The organism is Terrimonas ferruginea DSM 30193 (assembly GCF_000425585.1).
In the GTDB taxonomy this organism is placed as follows: Bacteria; Bacteroidota; Bacteroidia; order Chitinophagales; family Chitinophagaceae; genus Terrimonas; species Terrimonas ferruginea.
The window spans coordinates 12,360-28,285 of the sequence record NZ_KE384401.1 but is presented as its reverse complement, the minus strand read 5'-3'; the positions used below and the strand labels follow the sequence as shown (position 1 = coordinate 28,285).

Below are 15,926 nucleotides of genomic sequence, written 5' to 3'. Positions count from 1 at the left end.
TAGGTGAATAAGTGAATGAGTCAGTCGTCAACGGCTGTTTTACCTAATACCTATAACGGCTGTTTTACTTAAAACTTAATACTTATTACTTAATACGGCTGTTTATCCAGTAAAAAATCCCCGCCTCACAGCGGGGATTGCTTTTACCATTTTATCTCACTTTAGGATTCAAGCCTGTAAACGATGGGCAATGTACGCCATACTTTCACTTTCTTACCAGCCACCTGACCAGGGGTCCAGGCCGGCATTTTAGAAACCACTTTCACCGCTTCTTCTTCCAGTCCATAACCCAGTTTGGTACCTGCCGTACGAACCTGGCTTACTTTACCGTTTTCATCAACAGCAAACTGTACATATACGGTGCCTTCAATATTGTTATCGATCGCGTCGGCGGGATATTCAATATTACGTGTAATATACGCATCCAAACCGTCCTGACCACCAGGATATCCGGGAGCCATGTCGGCACGCATATAAATACCGTCTTTGTCACGTTCAATTTTTACTTTGGTGTCTTCGTCGGCCATCCGTGCAGACGCTTTACCACTCTTACGTGGCTGATCCACTTTGCTACCAGGCGTGCTGTTGGTTTTTGACGGATCAGCAGGATTGTTACTCATGCTGCCGGTGCTGTCACCAACATTGTATTCGTTTGCAGGAGGCGTATTGTTTGCGCTGTCTTTGTTGTCTTCGTTGTTACAGGCAACAAAGAGGAAACTTCCGGCCATCAGCAGGGAAGCCCATTTTAACGTATTGATTTTCATGTTGTTTGGTTTTATTTACCTTACTTATTCAAAGAAAGTGCCATACTATCTTCCATGTCCTCCTCTTTGCCGGGCTTCTGCTAACTTTGCGGCTTATGGCGCAAAATAAACTGGCCCGGTTTGCAGATCTGGAGACGTTTTCCAATGTGTTGCAGTACCCGGAGAATATGCCCGGTCAATGGCAGGCTTTCTTTAAAAATCCGCACCCCATTGTGCTCGAGCTGGCATGCGGCAAGGGCGAATATGCGGTTGGTTTGGGGAGACTTTACCCCGGTCGCAATTTTATTGGTGTGGACCAGAAAGGCAATCGCATCTGGGTGGGTGCCCGCAAAGCATTGCAGGAACCATTGCCCAACGTTGCTTTCCTGCGTACGCAAATTGATCAGATCGCGCAATATTTTGCACCCGGCGAAGTAGAAGAAATCTGGATCACTTTCCCCGATCCGCAGTTGCGGAACGGAAAGATGCGCAAAAGACTCACCCATCCGAAGTTTCTGCGCCTTTATCAGCAATTCCTGAAACCCGGCGGACGCATCAATTTGAAAACCGACAGCCCCGATCTGTATAAGTTCACCAAACTCGTGATCGCACAATACAATTGCACCGTTCACACCGATTTCGATCATGTACGCGAGCAGGCACCCGATCATCCTGAACTTTCCATCCGCACCCACTATGAAGGACTGGATATAGCAGGAAGCAGCCGCATACATTACCTGTGTTTTTCTTTACCCGAAACACTGGCCGGTCTCGAACAGGATGCGGTGCTTAAACAAACCGTAATGGCAGATGGATTGGATTGAAGGTGTCCATTATTATATCAATGAGGAAGGATTATTCGTCCTCACCGAACGATATCATCTCGAACGCGGCTATTGCTGCGGGAAAGGTTGCCTTCATTGCCCCTACGGATACGAAAGCGTACCCGAACCGCGACGCAGCTATCTGCTCGAACAACGGGCAAAAGGAAATCCGGATAAAAACGCCACCGAAGAATAAACACATCCGCTTATGGCAACCTCCAAAAAGAAAAAAGCACAACCCAAAGCGGTGCGTCCATCCGGCAAGGCGGATGATAATTTCTTTACGCTTGTATATGAAGTGGCGCGCCAGATTCCCAAAGGCCGCGTAACCTCCTATGGCGCCATTGCAAAAGCACTCGGCAGCGGTTTGTCGGCCCGCATGGTCGGCTGGGCCATGAATGGCGCCGGCAAGGTAAGACCCAAAGTGCCCGCACACCGCGTGGTGAACCGCCTGGGTATTCTCAGCGGCAAGCATCATTTTTCCCCGCCCGATGCCATGGAAAAATTATTGAAAAAAGAAGGAGTTATCGTGAAAGACGACCGCATCGTTGATTTCGAAAAACATTTCTGGGACCCGGCGGCGGAGCTTTTTAAGTCAAAATTCAAAAGTAAAAAGTCAAAAGAGGCACTGGTGGCTGAGGCTCCCGAAGCCGTGGGCAATAGGTCAATCAGTAAATAAGTCAATTTCCTTTGCGTGAAAACACGACCCGGTTTCACGTAGTAAGTCGTTAGGATACATATAACTTAAAACTTATTACTTCCAACCTTTCTTAACTTCGCCGCGATTTTTTACAACACACTATGAAACATAAATTTTCCCTATTCGCATTTATATTATTCAGCACAGTTGCTTGCGCCCAGGAACAGGAACAACTCGATGGCGTTACCATCACTTCTTCCCTGACGGAAAAACGCGCTTCTGAAACAGGACGCAATATCAGTATCGTCCGCGGCGATCAGATGGCCGGTCTCCCCGTTCACAGCATCGACGACCTGCTGCGGTACCTGCCCGGCGTTGAAACGCAGGCACGCGGACCACTCGGCGCACAAAGCGATTTTGTTTTACGCGGCGGTACTTTTCAACAGGTACTGGTGATTCTCGACGGATTGCGCCTCAACGATCCGAATACAGGACATTTCAACAGCTATATCCCTATTACACCCGCAGAGATCGACCGGGTGGAAGTATTGAAAGGTGCTTCTTCTGCTATCTATGGCGCCGATGCGGTGGGCGGCGTTATTCATATCATCACCAAAAGTTTTGCGGCACGTCAGCAACAACCTTCAAGTGCTTCTTTTTCGGGGCGCGTGGCCGGAGGTGAATATGGTTTCAGCCAGGTGAGCGCAGGCGGCACTTACCGCAGTGGGAAACTACAACTGGGCGGCGGCTTGCTCGTCAATAATACCGATGGCGTTCCGCAACGCGGAATACCCGGCTTTGTACACAACCGCTCCGTGTCGGCATCCGCGGCTTATTTTTTCAATCCATACTGGAGCCTTGCTTATCGCGGAGCCTTCGACAGCCGTGATTTTGCTGCGCAAAATTTTTATACGTCCTTTTTATCCGACACCGCCAATGAAAAAGTCAGTTCGTGGTGGCACCAGGCACGCCTGAGTTATCGGCGTAACAAAACCCGCGTATCGCTCGATGCAGGTTATAAAACACTGGAAGACGAATACCGCTTCAATCCATCATCACTCCCCAATCAGAGTAAATCAAAACTTTTCCAATCTTTATTGGTGTACCAATATCAGCTCAATACTTCGGGGGCCTTGACGGCGGGTTTTAATTACCAGCAGAAAATGATCAACTCCAATGACCGCGGTAAACATTCACTGTACCTCGCCGCGCCATTTGTTTCATTGAATCAGAAAATCGGCGAACATTTTACGCTACAACCCTCGCTGCGTACGGAATTTATCGAAGGACTCGATGCAGAATGGATTCCTCAACTGACCGCATCCTGGCGGCAGGGTGCGTGGCAATGGCGCGCAAGTGGTGGCAAGACGATCCGCGATGCAGACTTCACCGAACGCTTCAACAACTACGCAAAACCTTTTGTCGCCAGCGGCCGCATCGGTAACCCTGATCTGAAAGCTGAACACTCCTGGAGTTATGAAGCGGGTGCTGATTGGTTTTTCCATAAAAAACTAAAACTCTCCGCCACTTTTTTCCAACGCTATCACCGTCAGCTGATCGATTATGTAACCACGGCTTATGCCGATATGCCGCGCAAAGAAAACCTGTCACCAACCGGCACCTATGCTTTGGCGCGCAATATTGCCCGGGTAGAAACTTCAGGTTTTGAGGCGGATTTGCAATACGTGGAGAAATTCGGACCGGGCCGTCAGCTTTCATTGACTGCAGGCATCACCTGGCTCGATAGCCGGAGCAGCGACGGCACTTCTTCTTTGTATGTATCATCACATGCACGTTTTCTTTCCAACTTTTCGGCCCTGTATCAATGGGGACATTTTAGTATGAGCGTAAACGGACTGTATAAAAAACGGGCCGTACAGCAGGCACCGGCCATCCAGGCACAACTCACCCGCGATTACTTTGTAATGAATGTGCAGGTATCATGGGCGATTTGGCAAAATAAACTGATGGCATTTGCGCAGGCGGATAATTTATTTGACCGCTCTTACAGCGATCTGCTGGGCGCGCCGATGCCGGGCCGCTGGGTATTGGGAGGACTCCGTTTTGCTTTTGCAAAATAAACGGCTGCTTACATCTTGATTTCCATGACGCGGTTGTTGAACCGGCTTTCTTCTGCCATGAAACACATAATATGGCTTTCGATGGATGCATCGATGGTAGAAGTGAGCAGGCTGGCATTTTGTTGCGATACAGCCTGGATCCAATCAGCAACCAGCCGCCAGTCGCCACCGCCGTGGCCTTCATTTTTATAGTTCTCTACATCGAGTACTTTGCTCTCGTATTTTTTGGATTTGTCTGTACGGAAATCCCAAACGGTGAACTGATCCATATCGCCTTCGATATAGCCCTGGCTACCCATTACGCGTGTGCGTCGTCCGCCCCACGGCGTAAAGGCTTCCATATTGAAGGTGGCCGTTACTTCTTTATCAAAAAGAATATTGGTGGTATAATGATCGCATTGATCGTTGTCCATGCGGTACACGCAACGGCCATAGTCCGTTGTGCGCAGATAATCGAGAATGGCGTCGCCTTGTTTGGACTTGTCTTCGGGTAAATCGAATACGTAGGTGCGGTGACGTTTGCGGTGATAAATTTTAAGCGCTGAATAAGGGCAACTGCCTTCCACGGCACAGCCATCGGTGCAGCGTTCGGTGCTGCCTTCGGGAGCATTCGATTTTTTAAACCACTTCAGCGAGCCAAAAGCCTGGATGCGTTTGGAATCCGTACCCAGCATCCATTTGATGATATCGAGGTCGTGACAGGATTTTGCCAGGATGATGGGCGTTGTTTGTTTGCTGTTATGCCAGTTGCCACGCACGTAGGAGTGCGCCATATGTGTATGTTCGATCGGCTCGAAATGCTGCAGGCTTACAATATCGCCGATGGCACCGCTTTGCATCAGATCGCGGAGTTTAACGAAATAAGGCGCATAGCGCAACACATGACAAACAGCTACAATACGATTGGTCTTGTGGGCGAGTTCGAGAATATCGCGGCATTCCTGTTCTGACGGAGAAATGGGTTTCTCCAATAAAATATCATAACCCATTTTCAACGCGGCCATGCAGGGGCCGTAGTGCAACTGATCGGGTGTGGAAATAATGACAGCGTCGGCAAACTTGGGTTGTTTGAATACATCTTCCCAGGTTTTGAAACGCTTATCGTTGGAAATTTTATGTTTGCGTGCATAGCGTTCGTTGCGGAGTGGGATGGGCTCGGCAACGCCGACGATATCGAGTTGATCGGGAAATTCGAGTCCGTAATCACCATAGACGTTTCCGCGGGCGCCGGCGCCAAGTGTGATAGCGGTAACCGGCCGGGCCAGCGTTTTGTGGCGTTTGTCGTTGGGAAGGATCAGCGGTTCACCGGTTTCATTTTTCCCCCACAGCGAAAACGGAAAAAAAGTTCCTCCGACTGTAATACCCAATGCTTTCAGTATGTTTCGGCGCGACCATCGGTACGAAGACATAGTGGATTAGTTTTTTGCGTGAGAATGTGAGAATATACTGTGTCCAAGAATTATACCCTTTGGCAGGTTTGTGGAAGAAAAGTTGTGTTATAAAGTTATTAAACAGCCGGTAATAAGTAATAAGTTATAAGTTTTAAGTACTAGTTAAGCAGTCGTCTACGTAAAGGCTGGTCGATAAATAATGTATGGCGATCCGTTGTTATCAAACAGGCTGTTTCAGACTTATAACTTAATACTTACAACTTATAACCCATTGCGCCTTAGGCGCAATGCGCTGAAAGCCGCCACCATACAGTAATAACGATCTTTTCACTTGTCGCCCCCACTTAATTGATGTACCTTTGCCGCTCGAAAAGCAGACAGGCCCCGCCGCTAACCCGGTAAACCCCGGCCAGATAAGCACAACATTATGGAAATCAGAAACATAGCAATTATTGCCCACGTTGACCACGGCAAAACCACCCTGGTTGACAAAATCCTGCACGCGACGAAGGTATTCCGCGACAACCAGGACACCGGAGAGCTGATCATGGATAACAACGACCTGGAAAGGGAACGTGGCATCACCATTTTCAGTAAAAACGCAGCGGTTACCTACAACGGCGTAAAAATTAACGTTATCGACACCCCTGGTCACGCCGACTTTGGTGGTGAGGTAGAACGTGTATTGAAAATGGCCGATGGTGTTTGCCTGCTCGTCGATGCGTTTGAAGGCCCCATGCCTCAAACACGCTTCGTACTGCAAAAAGCTTTGCAGCTCAACCTGAAACCTATTGTAATTATCAATAAAGTGGACAAGCCCAACTGCCGTCCCGACGAAGTACATGACGCAGTTTTCGAACTGTTCTTCAACCTCGACGCTACGGAAGAACAGCTGGATTTCCCTACTTATTATGGTTCCGGTAAAAACGGCTGGTTCAACGATTCGCTGACCCAGATCGACAATATCAACCCGCTTCTCGACGGCATCCTGAAATATGTACCCGCTCCCAAAGTACAGGAAGGTAACCTGCAATTGCAGATCACTTCCCTCGACTATTCTTCTTTCCTCGGCCGTATCGCCGTAGGTAAAGTAAGCCGCGGTTCCATCAAAGAAGGTCAGCCTATCTCCCTGATGCAGACAGACGGCTCTATCCGCAAAACGCGTGTAAGAGAACTGTATGTATTCGAAGGCATGGGTAAGAAAAAAGTATCAGAAGTATTGTCAGGAGATCTTTGTGCCGTTGTAGGTATTGAAGACTTCAACATCGGTGATACCATCGCCGATGCGGAAAATCCTGAAGCATTACCCGTAATCAGTGTGGACGAGCCAACGATGAACATGTTGTTCTCCGTAAACAACTCTCCATTCTTCGGCAGAGACGGTAAGTTCGTTACTTCCCGCCACCTGCGTGACCGCCTGATGAAGGAAACCGAGAAAAACCTCGCCCTGCGTGTGGTAGACAGTGAAGAAGGCGATAGCCTGGTGGTATACGGCCGCGGTATCCTTCACCTCGGCGTATTGATCGAAACCATGCGCCGCGAAGGTTATGAACTCACTGTAGGTCAGCCACAGGTGATCATCAAAGAGATCGACGGTAAAAAATGTGAACCATACGAGAACCTGGTAGTAGACGTTCCACAGGAATTTGCTTCCAAAGTAATCGACCTCGTAAGCCGCAAAAAAGGCGAAATGCTGGTGATGGAAACAAAAGGTGAAATGCAACACCTGGAGTTCGACATCCCTTCACGCGGTCTCATCGGTCTGCGTACACAAATGCTCACCGCCACAACCGGCGAAGCCGTAATGGCCCACCGCTTCAGCGAATACAAGCCCTGGAAAGGCCCTATCCCCGGACGCAACAACGGTGTATTGGTTTCCAAGAATACAGATAAAACAACCGGTTACTCGATCGATAAACTGCAAGACCGTGGTACGTTCTTCGTAGATCCGGGTGAAGAGGTTTATGTAGGCCAGATCATTGCCGAGAACATCAAACCCGGTGACCTGATCGTAAATGCTACGGAAGCGAAAAAGCTCACCAACCACCGTGCAAGCGGTAGTGATGATGCTACCAACATCGCCCCCAAAACGCTCATGACCCTCGAAGAATGCATGGAGTATATCCAGCAGGACGAGTGCATCGAAGTAACGCCCAATTTCATCCGGATGCGTAAAGTAATCCTCGATGAAAATGAGCGTTCCAAACAAGCAAAGAGAATGGGTGCCGAAGCGCTGTAAGGAAGTTATAAGTGGTAAGTTTTAAGTAGTAAGTATTACTTCTGAATATGAAAGCCGCATCTGAACGATGCGGCTTTTTTTTGTCTTCGTACCATGGCTCGTGCACATACGAACCGCGAATACCCCGTTCGCTGATTCATCCATTCACAATTCACTATTCACTATTCACGTTTTAATTTTTACTTTTATGTATGTGTGGAATTGCCGGCATACTTTCTTCCCCTGGCCATTATTCGCTGGAGCAACTGCAACGCATGACGAAAGCCATTGCGCATCGCGGTCCCGACGGAGAAAGTCATTGGCAGAACGCCGACCGAAGCGTGCTGCTCGGCCACCGCAGACTGGCCATCATCGACCTCAGCGCCGCCGCCGCGCAACCCATGCAACGCCGCGAGGATGAAGCAAAGGACCTCGTGATTGTTTACAACGGCGAAATCTATAATTATAAAGAAATCCGCCAAACACTTTTACAAAAAGGCCATCACTTTACCACGCAATCCGACACCGAAGTGATCCTCGCCGCTTACCAGGAATACGGCGCCGCCTGCGTCGATCATTTCGATGGCATGTTTGCCTTCGCTATCTGGGACGGCGAACTACAGGAGCTTTTTGCCGCGCGCGACCGCTTCGGAGAAAAACCTTTCTTCTATCATTTTCATAACGGAAATTTTTTATTCGCCTCCGAAATGAAAGCTCTCTGGGCGGCCGGTGTTCCGCGCGACCACAACCGCAAAATGCTTTTCAACTTCCTCACCATCGGGTATACGGGCAATCCCGCCGATCCCGGGGAAACATTTTATACCAATATCCGCAAATTACCCGCCGCCAGTTGCCTGTACTATAAACCAGGTTCTGCCGAACCGGTTATTGAAAAATATTGGGAGATCGACAGCAATGAGCAGCAAAAGATCAGCGACCACCATGCATTGGAGAAATTTGATCAATTGCTTCGCCAATCCGTAAACAGACGGCTTCGAAGTGATGTGCGAATCGGCACTTCGCTGAGTGGCGGACTCGATAGTTCCACTATCGCCGCGCTTATTCATGCAGAAAATTATCCCGGGCTCACGGCTTTCACCGCTACATTTCCGGGGTTCGAGCGTGACGAATCGGCGCATGCGCAACAGGTCTGTCATCAATTCGGACTCGCTCATCAAACCATTACACCCGATGCCGAATCGCTGGAGCGTGAATGGGAACGGCTTTGTTATCATCAGGAAGAACCATTCGGCTCGTCAAGCATTTTTGCGCAATTCAGCGTATATGGATTGGCCGCTCAGCATGAGACCAAAGTATTGATCGATGGACAAGGCGCCGACGAATTGCTCGCCGGTTATCCCCGTTATTATAAATGGTACTGGCAGGAACTTTTCCGCAAAAGAAAATTGTGGCGGAGTGGAGAATTGAATGCTGCAAGGGAAAAAGGCATCACCGAGCCTTTCGGCTTCCGCAATATTGTTGCTGCTTTATTCCCCGATATAGCTGCTGTGCTGTTAGAACAACAATACTTATTACACGCATTGAAACAAAAAGACCTCACGCGCGAATTTGTAAAACTGCAAAGCCAGGAAGCTTATTACACCACGCCGGAGATCTTCACGCTGAACGGGGCTTTGCATTTTAATGCTTTTACCAATGGCCTCGAAGAGTTGTTGCGCTATGCAGACCGTAACAGCATGGCGCATGGCATTGAGGTGAGATTGCCTTTTTTAAGTCATGAACTTGCAGAGTTTTTGTTCATGCTGCCTTCGGATTTCAAGATCAGGAAAGGGTGGAGCAAATGGTTGCTTCGCGAGTCGATGAAAGATATTTTGCCGGAGTCTATTACCTGGCGCAAAGACAAAACGGGCTTTGAACCTCCGCAAAAAAAATGGATGAGCGCGCCTTCCATGACAGCACTCATCCACGAAGCAAAAAATACACTCGTTAAAGAAAAAATCCTGCGGTCATCTGTTCTCCACAAGCCGGTTATAGCAACGGCTGCCCACGATCCCGGCAATTATGACTGGAGATACCTTGCCGCCGCGTCTTTTATAAGTCAAAAGTAAAAATTCAAAAGTCAAAAGTTGGCTTACTGATAGTTAGCTATCTCCTGAAAATTTTTGACTTTTTACTTTTGAATTTTGAATTTACTTATCTCCGCGATTAAACTTATTGATCAGTTCCAGTCTTCCGTACACATCAGACTTCACGATATACCACTTGTTCTCGTCTTTCAGGTTGATCACAAAGCCGATCTCTGAATCTTCGGTTGTTTCCGTTACGGAAGCAATCTCACGACCGGGATATTTTTTGTTCAATTTTGTTTTGATGGCGGGAAGCAAACGGCTGCCGTCGTAATAGCGGATTGTTTTCAGGAGCGTACCTTGCGCATCATATTGAGCGCGCATCTGCACATCATCCTGGCGGAAGCTCGCCTGGTAAACATCTTTGTATTCGTGCCAGGTAACTTCCTGCGCATTGGTGAAACTTTCTTTGAAAGCTTTCAATATTTTTTCATTTACTTCTGAAGGTTTGCCGGCAGGCAATGGAGCGGCGAAAGTAAAACAGGTCATCAACAGGGCGGCAACTAAGCTAAGCGTTTTCATAACTAATATTTTTTTGTATGACAGGGAGGTTTTGACACAGCTAAAATAGCTTCGTTGCAAGGCGAAGTCAATGCGTTTATAGATCATTGGTAAGCGGAAAATGTTACAGGCGTATTCGTTAAATTATCTTAAATCGATCTGAAACCATTTTATCAATGATTGAAAAAGTAAACCCGAAGTACGAAGCATGGTTATATTTCTGTGACCAGGGCGATTAAGGATTTGTTAAAGGAATTTGTACGAGGATGAGTGGTAAACGCGCTACAGGAGCCAGTTCCATGAATACTGATTTATTTCCCTGATCTTTGCTATTCTGTTTTACCGTAAATGAATTATCATGAAAAAATTAGGTACTAAATACATCCACGCAGGTGCTAATCCCGACCCGTCAACCGGTGCTATCATGACTCCTATTTTCCAGACATCAACGTATGTACAGGAATCGCCCGGCGTGAATAAAGGTTTTGAATATGCGCGTTCGCAGAATCCTACACGCCAGGCGCTGGAAGAAGCATTGGCAGTGATCGAAAACGGAAAATTTGGCCTCGCTTTCAGCAGCGGCGTTGCCGCTACCGATGCAGTGATCAAGCTGCTCGTACCCGGTGATGAAGTGATTGCCGCTGCCGATATGTACGGCGGCACCTATCGCCTGTTTACCAAAGTGTTTGAAAAATTCGGCATTGTGTTTCGTTATGTCGACACCACCGATGTAGCTGCCGTAAAAGCAGCCGTTACACCCAAAACAAAACTCATCTGGCTGGAAACACCTACCAATCCGCTGATGAACATCACCGATATTGCTGCCATTGCGGCCATATCAAAAGAAGCAGGCACCATTCTCTGCGTCGACAACACCTTTGCATCTCCTTACCTGCAGAATCCGCTCGATCTCGGTGCCGATATCGTTATGCATTCCGCCACCAAATACCTCGGCGGGCATAGCGATGTGATACAGGGCGCACTCGTGATCAACGACCAGGCATTGCGCGACCAGCTTTATTTCATTCAAAAAAGTTGCGGAGCCGTTCCCGGACCAATGGATTGCTTCCTCGTGCTGCGTGGGATCAAAACGTTGCACCTCCGTATGCAACAACATTGTATCAATGGTGAAAAAATTGCGCACTGGCTTCGTGCGCATCCCGGTGTAAGCAAAGTATACTGGCCGGGCTTTGAAGACCAGCCGGGTTATGCCATAGCTAAAAAACAAATGCGTGGATTTGGCGGCATGATCAGTTTCGAATTGAAGAAAGAAGGTGTGGAAGAAGTGAACCGCGTGCTCAGCTCTACCAAACTTTTTTCGCTGGCGGAAAGCCTGGGCGGTGTGGAATCACTGATCAATCATCCGGCAACCATGACACACGCATCTATTCCCCGGGAAGAACGTATCAAGAACGGATTAAGTGATTCACTGATTCGCCTGAGCGTTGGGGTGGAAGATGCGGAAGATCTGATCGAAGACCTGAAGCAGGCCATCGGTTAATATTCTGGCATTGTATCTGCCTTAAAAAAGGTATAAGACATGAAATTTCCTCACAATTAAATCGGATGCCATGTTATACCTTATTGCGATAATATTGATAATCGGCTGGCTTTTAGGATTTTTTGTTTTCTCTGCCGGTAGCCTGATCCACATACTGCTGGTGATCGCGATCATTGCTATCCTGTTGCGTCTTATCCGCGGCAGCAGCCCTGTGTAACCGTGTAGATTTTTTGCACCACCACTAAAAGCCCTGAACTTTTTTATAAACCGTTGCAGTTACCTGCGGCGGTTTATTTTTGTACAATGACCGAGCAAAAGCTGAAAGAATTCCTGGATAAGAAAGTTGATGAGTATAACCGTCCTTCTTTTATCGCGGCGGACCCTGTTCTCATTCCCCATTTATTTACCAAAAAACAAGATCAGGAAATAGCTGGTTTCTTTGCGGCTACTTTTGCCTGGGGCAACCGCACCACGATTATCAACAAAAGCAGGGAATTACTTTCACTCATGGAGATGCAGCCGCACAGTTTCTGTCTGCATGCAGGTCCCGGTGAACTCAAAAAACTACTTTCTTTTAAACACCGCACCTTCAATCCCACCGATCTGCTTTATTTCATCGACTTCTTCCGTTATCATTATCACCGGTATGATTCGCTGGAAGCCGCATTCACCATGCATGGTAAAACGGTGGAAGAGATGCTGACCGGTTTTTATCACTATTTTTTTTCATTGGAAGATGCGCCGCCGCGCACCCGTAAACATGTTGCCTCACCTGAACGTGGTTCCACCTGCAAACGACTCAATATGTTTCTCCGCTGGATGGTCCGGCATGATGACCGCGGCGTCGATCTCGGCATCTGGCGTTCGATCAGTCCTTCGGAACTTATCTGCCCCATCGATCTGCATGTGGGACGGGTAGCGAGAAAGTTCCGGTTGCTGGAGCGCAAACAAACCGACTGGCTCGCCGCGCTGGAACTCACGGACCGTCTCCGGAGATTCGATCCGCAAGATCCGGCTCGCTACGATTTTGCGCTGTTTGCGCTTGGTATTCTCGAACATTTTTAATCCCACAGGAAGAAACGGTTACCCGATGGTTTCTTCTTCATCATCGAAGGTCTTATGTTGTAAGTGAACGTTGCCAGCAGGTAACGTCCCAATACATTATTGCTGTTGGTAGTAATGGTGTTACGATTCGTTTGTACCCAGATATTGGTATTGCGGTTCAGGATATCCTGCACACCAACCTTCAGCACGCCTGCATCACCGGGGAGGAAAGTAAAGTTGATCGCGGCATTCCAGCGCAGCACTTCTTTGGGTAAACCGCCGCCGATAGAACTGTTGTACGTATAAGTCAGCATATTTTCAATGAATATATGTTTCGGCCAGCGTATGATCAGCTCATTCTCGGTCCAGTTAGAAATAACATTCAATTGTTTGAATGCAGGATTGGTATTCCGCACGCGCTGATAGTTGATGGAGTAGTTGGTTTTGAATTCAACCTTGTCATTGAAGTTAAGCGTAAATCCAGACCAGCTCGAAATGTTCAGGTTGCGTTGCCAACTGTCGTCTTCATTGAACATAAATCTGTTCTTGCCGATCTGTCCCCAGCCTCCGGTGTACCAGGAGAACGTGAATTTCTGGCTGTACTTGTATTGTTTGGAAACGTTGAAATTGATGTTGGCACTTTGCGTACCATTCGCATTCATCGGCGTGGTAGTTTGTACACCTTGTTCATCTACCTGTATATGCTGTACAAAATCGTTGTTAGTCATTGTTGCCGATGTGTAGAAGCTGTAATAGAGGTTGCGTTTTGCATCATTGAAATAACCACTAAGCTGAACCGAATGCCGGTCGGACGGTTGCAGGGAAGTATTGCCACGGGTGATATAAAAAGGATTCGTGTTGTCTGTAACCGGCAGCAGGTACATATAACCGGGCAATACAACGTCGCGGCTATAATTTAAATTGAACTGGTTGAAAACGACGGCCAGGCTTGGCAGCAAATCCGTTCTTTTTTGTACTACGGGAGACACACCTTCGAGCCGGTTGTTGATGTTTTGCCATTGCAGGCGCACCGAAGGAGTGACGGTCAGTTTCTTGTATTTAAACTCAAGACCTGTTGAGGCAATCATACGATTGTTCTCACGGCTGAAATCATTGGTAAGCGTTTCGTTGGGCACCTGGAATTTTCCATCGCCATCTTTATTCAGTGTACGTACGCCGTTGCCTACTTTTTCGTATTCGTAGCGTACGGAGTTTCGCGAGATCAGCCATTTGGTAATGGGCTCGCTGTAACCGAGAATGGTTTGGGTAGTGGTGCTCGGCATGCGCTGCAGGCGGAGCTGCGATAACAAGCTGTCGTAAAGAATCGGATACAGGTAACGCGTTTCGGATTCGGTAAGGAAGTCGGTAAACTTATTATTGATGTCTAAATAATTGGTGAACACAATGCGGCGGTTTGCTTTCGTTTTCGACAACCGCACGATGTTGGCCATGTGCTTGTAGTAATAAGTATTGTTGAGATTATTCTGGTAAATATCGCCTGTGCTCAGCGGGCCCACTTTGTTATTGTCGCTTGTGATGGTGCTGATACGGTCTTCATCTGTTTTGCCGATCATATAATTCACATTGATCAGGATGCTGGTAACAGAATCGGGTTTCAATCTTGCCCCCACGCCGATGTTGTGTGCGTTGGTCACCACATCGCCGGTAATACGGTTGTTGTTAGTAATGACAGTGTCGCCGCTGAACTGCTGCATATTGATGGTATTGATACGGTCTACCACTACATTGCCAAAAAAGTACTGCGCAAAAATGGATTGCTTAGAACTGGGTGAGTGATTCAGGTTAAAACCGGCGCCCTTGCTGGTACTGATACCGCCGTAGCTGGACAAACCGCCAAAGTTAACCCCGTTGACATTGATAGAGCTGCCGGAATTGTTGCGCCAGATGCTGGTGCTGTTGCTTCCCTGAACACCGCGTGAGCGGTCGAGACCACCCGTCTGCATAAGTTCGGTATAACTGAAACCGGGGCGGTTGAGGTTGTTGGCATAGCCGAGTATGCTTACCTGCAAAGTATCGCGGTAAATATTGGCGATGGCACCTGCTTCATAACGTGATTCGGTACCGGTGCCGGCGTAGGCTTTTCCGAACCAGCCTTTCTTCACGCCTTTTTTGAGCGTGATATTGATCACCTTTCCTACATTATTGATATTATCATCGCCATTGCGCAGCATTTCTTCCTTATCATCTACCACCTGTACCTTATCGATCACGTTAGCGGGCAGATTGCGGGTGGCCATCTTCGGATCGTCGCCGAAGAAGGACTTACCATCGACGAGCAAACGGTTAACGGGTTTGCCGTTGACGGTGATATTACCGTCGGCATCTACCTGAACGCCGGGCAATTTTTTCAGGAGGTCTTCCACCAATGCATTGGGCAATGTTTTAAATGCCGATGCATTGAACTCGATCGTATCTTTTTTGATCGTCACGGGCGGGCGTTCCGACACCACCAGCACTTCGTCCAGCGAAGTGGCATTGGGTTCGAGGTAAACATTCCCAAGATCGATTACGGGCGTATCGGAGGTGGCGGTGAATTCGTGGCGGTAAACGCCGTAACCGGAAAACGAGACCACCATGCGCAGCGGGATGCCGAGTGGCAGGCCGGGCACGCGAAAATCGCCGTCCGGGGAACTGAGGCGATAGGTAACAATAGCCGTATCCGCTGCTTTGAAAACGGTAACGGTGGCCAGTGCAAGTGGCTGTTTATTGGCGGAATCGAGGAGTTTGCCCTTAACGGAGCCCTGGGAAAACGCGGACAGGGAAAATGATGTAACTAACAGAAATAGAAGCAGTTTCTTAAACATGGGGTTGGTTTTGCTCGTGCAAATTACGAGAATATTCGTAATAAGAAATAGTTCGTACTTCCTTTAACATT

At 48.1% G+C, this 15,926-nt stretch carries 13 protein-coding genes; 9 read left to right on the top strand and 4 right to left on the bottom strand.

The features are described from left to right. Positions 1 to 161: 161 nt before the first annotated feature. Positions 162 to 764: an energy transducer TonB gene (locus tag H608_RS23850; RefSeq protein ID WP_051268438.1), complete on the bottom strand. Its 603-nt coding sequence runs from the start codon at positions 762 to 764 to the stop codon at positions 162 to 164. A gap of 95 nt (positions 765 to 859) precedes the next feature. Between H608_RS23850 and trmB the strand changes: the two genes are divergently transcribed. The 4 genes from trmB to H608_RS0117960 all read left to right on the top strand — a co-directional run bounded on the left by trmB (position 860) and on the right by H608_RS0117960 (position 4,288). Continuing rightward, positions 860 to 1,567 carry a tRNA (guanosine(46)-N7)-methyltransferase TrmB gene (gene trmB / locus H608_RS0117975; protein ID WP_028788900.1) on the top strand — a complete coding sequence of 236 codons (708 nt, stop codon included), beginning with the start codon at positions 860 to 862 and terminating at the stop codon, positions 1,565 to 1,567. Then, the gene (locus H608_RS24165) at positions 1,554 to 1,763 is read left to right on the top strand and encodes a C1orf53 family protein (RefSeq protein WP_071836979.1); all 210 of its coding nucleotides are present in this window, start codon (positions 1,554 to 1,556) and stop codon (positions 1,761 to 1,763) included. Before trmB ends, H608_RS24165 begins: the two co-directional genes overlap by 14 nt. Positions 1,764 to 1,775: 12 nt before the next feature. Further along, the gene (locus tag H608_RS22900; RefSeq protein WP_071836978.1) at positions 1,776 to 2,246 is read left to right on the top strand and encodes an MGMT family protein; all 471 of its coding nucleotides are present in this window, start codon (positions 1,776 to 1,778) and stop codon (positions 2,244 to 2,246) included. A 122-nt stretch (positions 2,247 to 2,368) separates the two neighbouring features. After that, positions 2,369 to 4,288, top strand: coding sequence for a TonB-dependent receptor plug domain-containing protein (locus tag H608_RS0117960; RefSeq protein ID WP_028788899.1), 1,920 nt, complete (start codon positions 2,369 to 2,371; stop codon positions 4,286 to 4,288). Positions 4,289 to 4,296: 8 nt separating this feature from the next. Here H608_RS0117960 and H608_RS0117955 read toward each other — a convergent pair whose 3' ends face one another. After that, positions 4,297 to 5,697, bottom strand: coding sequence for a Gfo/Idh/MocA family protein (locus tag H608_RS0117955; protein WP_028788898.1), 1,401 nt, complete (start codon positions 5,695 to 5,697; stop codon positions 4,297 to 4,299). Positions 5,698 to 6,106: 409 nt separating this feature from the next. Between H608_RS0117955 and typA the strand changes: the two genes are divergently transcribed. Together typA and asnB are read left to right on the top strand one after the other, a co-directional pair. Next, complete coding sequence (gene typA / locus H608_RS0117950; RefSeq protein WP_038009065.1) at positions 6,107 to 7,918, top strand: translational GTPase TypA; 1,812 nt, start codon at positions 6,107 to 6,109, stop codon at positions 7,916 to 7,918. A 191-nt stretch (positions 7,919 to 8,109) separates the two neighbouring features. Then, positions 8,110 to 9,966 (top strand): asparagine synthase (glutamine-hydrolyzing), encoded by a 1,857-nt coding sequence (asnB, locus tag H608_RS0117945; protein WP_028788896.1) that lies wholly within the window; start codon positions 8,110 to 8,112, stop codon positions 9,964 to 9,966. A gap of 81 nt (positions 9,967 to 10,047) precedes the next feature. Here the strand turns inward: asnB and H608_RS23845 are convergent, their stop codons facing one another. Continuing rightward, positions 10,048 to 10,506: a hypothetical protein gene (locus H608_RS23845; protein WP_155990242.1), complete on the bottom strand. Its 459-nt coding sequence runs from the start codon at positions 10,504 to 10,506 to the stop codon at positions 10,048 to 10,050. A gap of 337 nt (positions 10,507 to 10,843) precedes the next feature. Between H608_RS23845 and H608_RS0117935 the strand changes: the two genes are divergently transcribed. The 3 genes from H608_RS0117935 (at position 10,844) to H608_RS0117925 (ending at position 13,051) form a co-directional block, all read left to right on the top strand. Then, the gene (locus tag H608_RS0117935; protein WP_038009062.1) at positions 10,844 to 11,986 is read left to right on the top strand and encodes a cystathionine gamma-synthase; all 1,143 of its coding nucleotides are present in this window, start codon (positions 10,844 to 10,846) and stop codon (positions 11,984 to 11,986) included. A 70-nt stretch (positions 11,987 to 12,056) separates the two neighbouring features. Continuing rightward, positions 12,057 to 12,203, top strand: coding sequence for a lmo0937 family membrane protein (locus tag H608_RS24460; protein WP_155990241.1), 147 nt, complete (start codon positions 12,057 to 12,059; stop codon positions 12,201 to 12,203). An 86-nt stretch (positions 12,204 to 12,289) separates the two neighbouring features. Beyond that, positions 12,290 to 13,051, top strand: a complete 762-nt coding sequence (locus H608_RS0117925; protein ID WP_028788894.1) for a TIGR02757 family protein — start codon at positions 12,290 to 12,292, stop codon at positions 13,049 to 13,051. Here the strand turns inward: H608_RS0117925 and H608_RS0117920 are convergent. Next, positions 13,048 to 15,855: an outer membrane beta-barrel protein gene (locus tag H608_RS0117920; protein ID WP_038009059.1), complete on the bottom strand. Its 2,808-nt coding sequence runs from the start codon at positions 15,853 to 15,855 to the stop codon at positions 13,048 to 13,050. The two genes, H608_RS0117925 and H608_RS0117920, sit on opposite strands and share 4 nt — an antisense overlap. Positions 15,856 to 15,926 lie beyond the last annotated feature (71 nt).

What these genes read in the sequence shown, in the direction of transcription:
- asnB (WP_028788896.1), top strand. Translation starts at nt 8,110, where the DNA reads ATGTGTGGAATTGCCGGCATACTTTCTTCCCCTGGCCATTATTCGCTG.
- trmB (WP_028788900.1), top strand. Translation starts at nt 860, where the DNA reads ATGGCGCAAAATAAACTGGCCCGGTTTGCAGATCTGGAGACGTTTTCC.
- H608_RS24460 (WP_155990241.1), top strand. Translation starts at nt 12,057, where the DNA reads ATGTTATACCTTATTGCGATAATATTGATAATCGGCTGGCTTTTAGGA.
- H608_RS0117920 (WP_038009059.1), bottom strand. Translation starts at nt 15,855, where the DNA reads ATGTTTAAGAAACTGCTTCTATTTCTGTTAGTTACATCATTTTCCCTG.
- H608_RS0117955 (WP_028788898.1), bottom strand. Translation starts at nt 5,697, where the DNA reads ATGTCTTCGTACCGATGGTCGCGCCGAAACATACTGAAAGCATTGGGT.
- H608_RS0117925 (WP_028788894.1), top strand. Translation starts at nt 12,290, where the DNA reads ATGACCGAGCAAAAGCTGAAAGAATTCCTGGATAAGAAAGTTGATGAG.
- H608_RS23850 (WP_051268438.1), bottom strand. Translation starts at nt 764, where the DNA reads ATGAAAATCAATACGTTAAAATGGGCTTCCCTGCTGATGGCCGGAAGT.
- H608_RS0117960 (WP_028788899.1), top strand. Translation starts at nt 2,369, where the DNA reads ATGAAACATAAATTTTCCCTATTCGCATTTATATTATTCAGCACAGTT.
- H608_RS24165 (WP_071836979.1), top strand. Translation starts at nt 1,554, where the DNA reads ATGGATTGGATTGAAGGTGTCCATTATTATATCAATGAGGAAGGATTA.
- typA (WP_038009065.1), top strand. Translation starts at nt 6,107, where the DNA reads ATGGAAATCAGAAACATAGCAATTATTGCCCACGTTGACCACGGCAAA.
- H608_RS23845 (WP_155990242.1), bottom strand. Translation starts at nt 10,506, where the DNA reads ATGAAAACGCTTAGCTTAGTTGCCGCCCTGTTGATGACCTGTTTTACT.
- H608_RS22900 (WP_071836978.1), top strand. Translation starts at nt 1,776, where the DNA reads ATGGCAACCTCCAAAAAGAAAAAAGCACAACCCAAAGCGGTGCGTCCA.
- H608_RS0117935 (WP_038009062.1), top strand. Translation starts at nt 10,844, where the DNA reads ATGAAAAAATTAGGTACTAAATACATCCACGCAGGTGCTAATCCCGAC.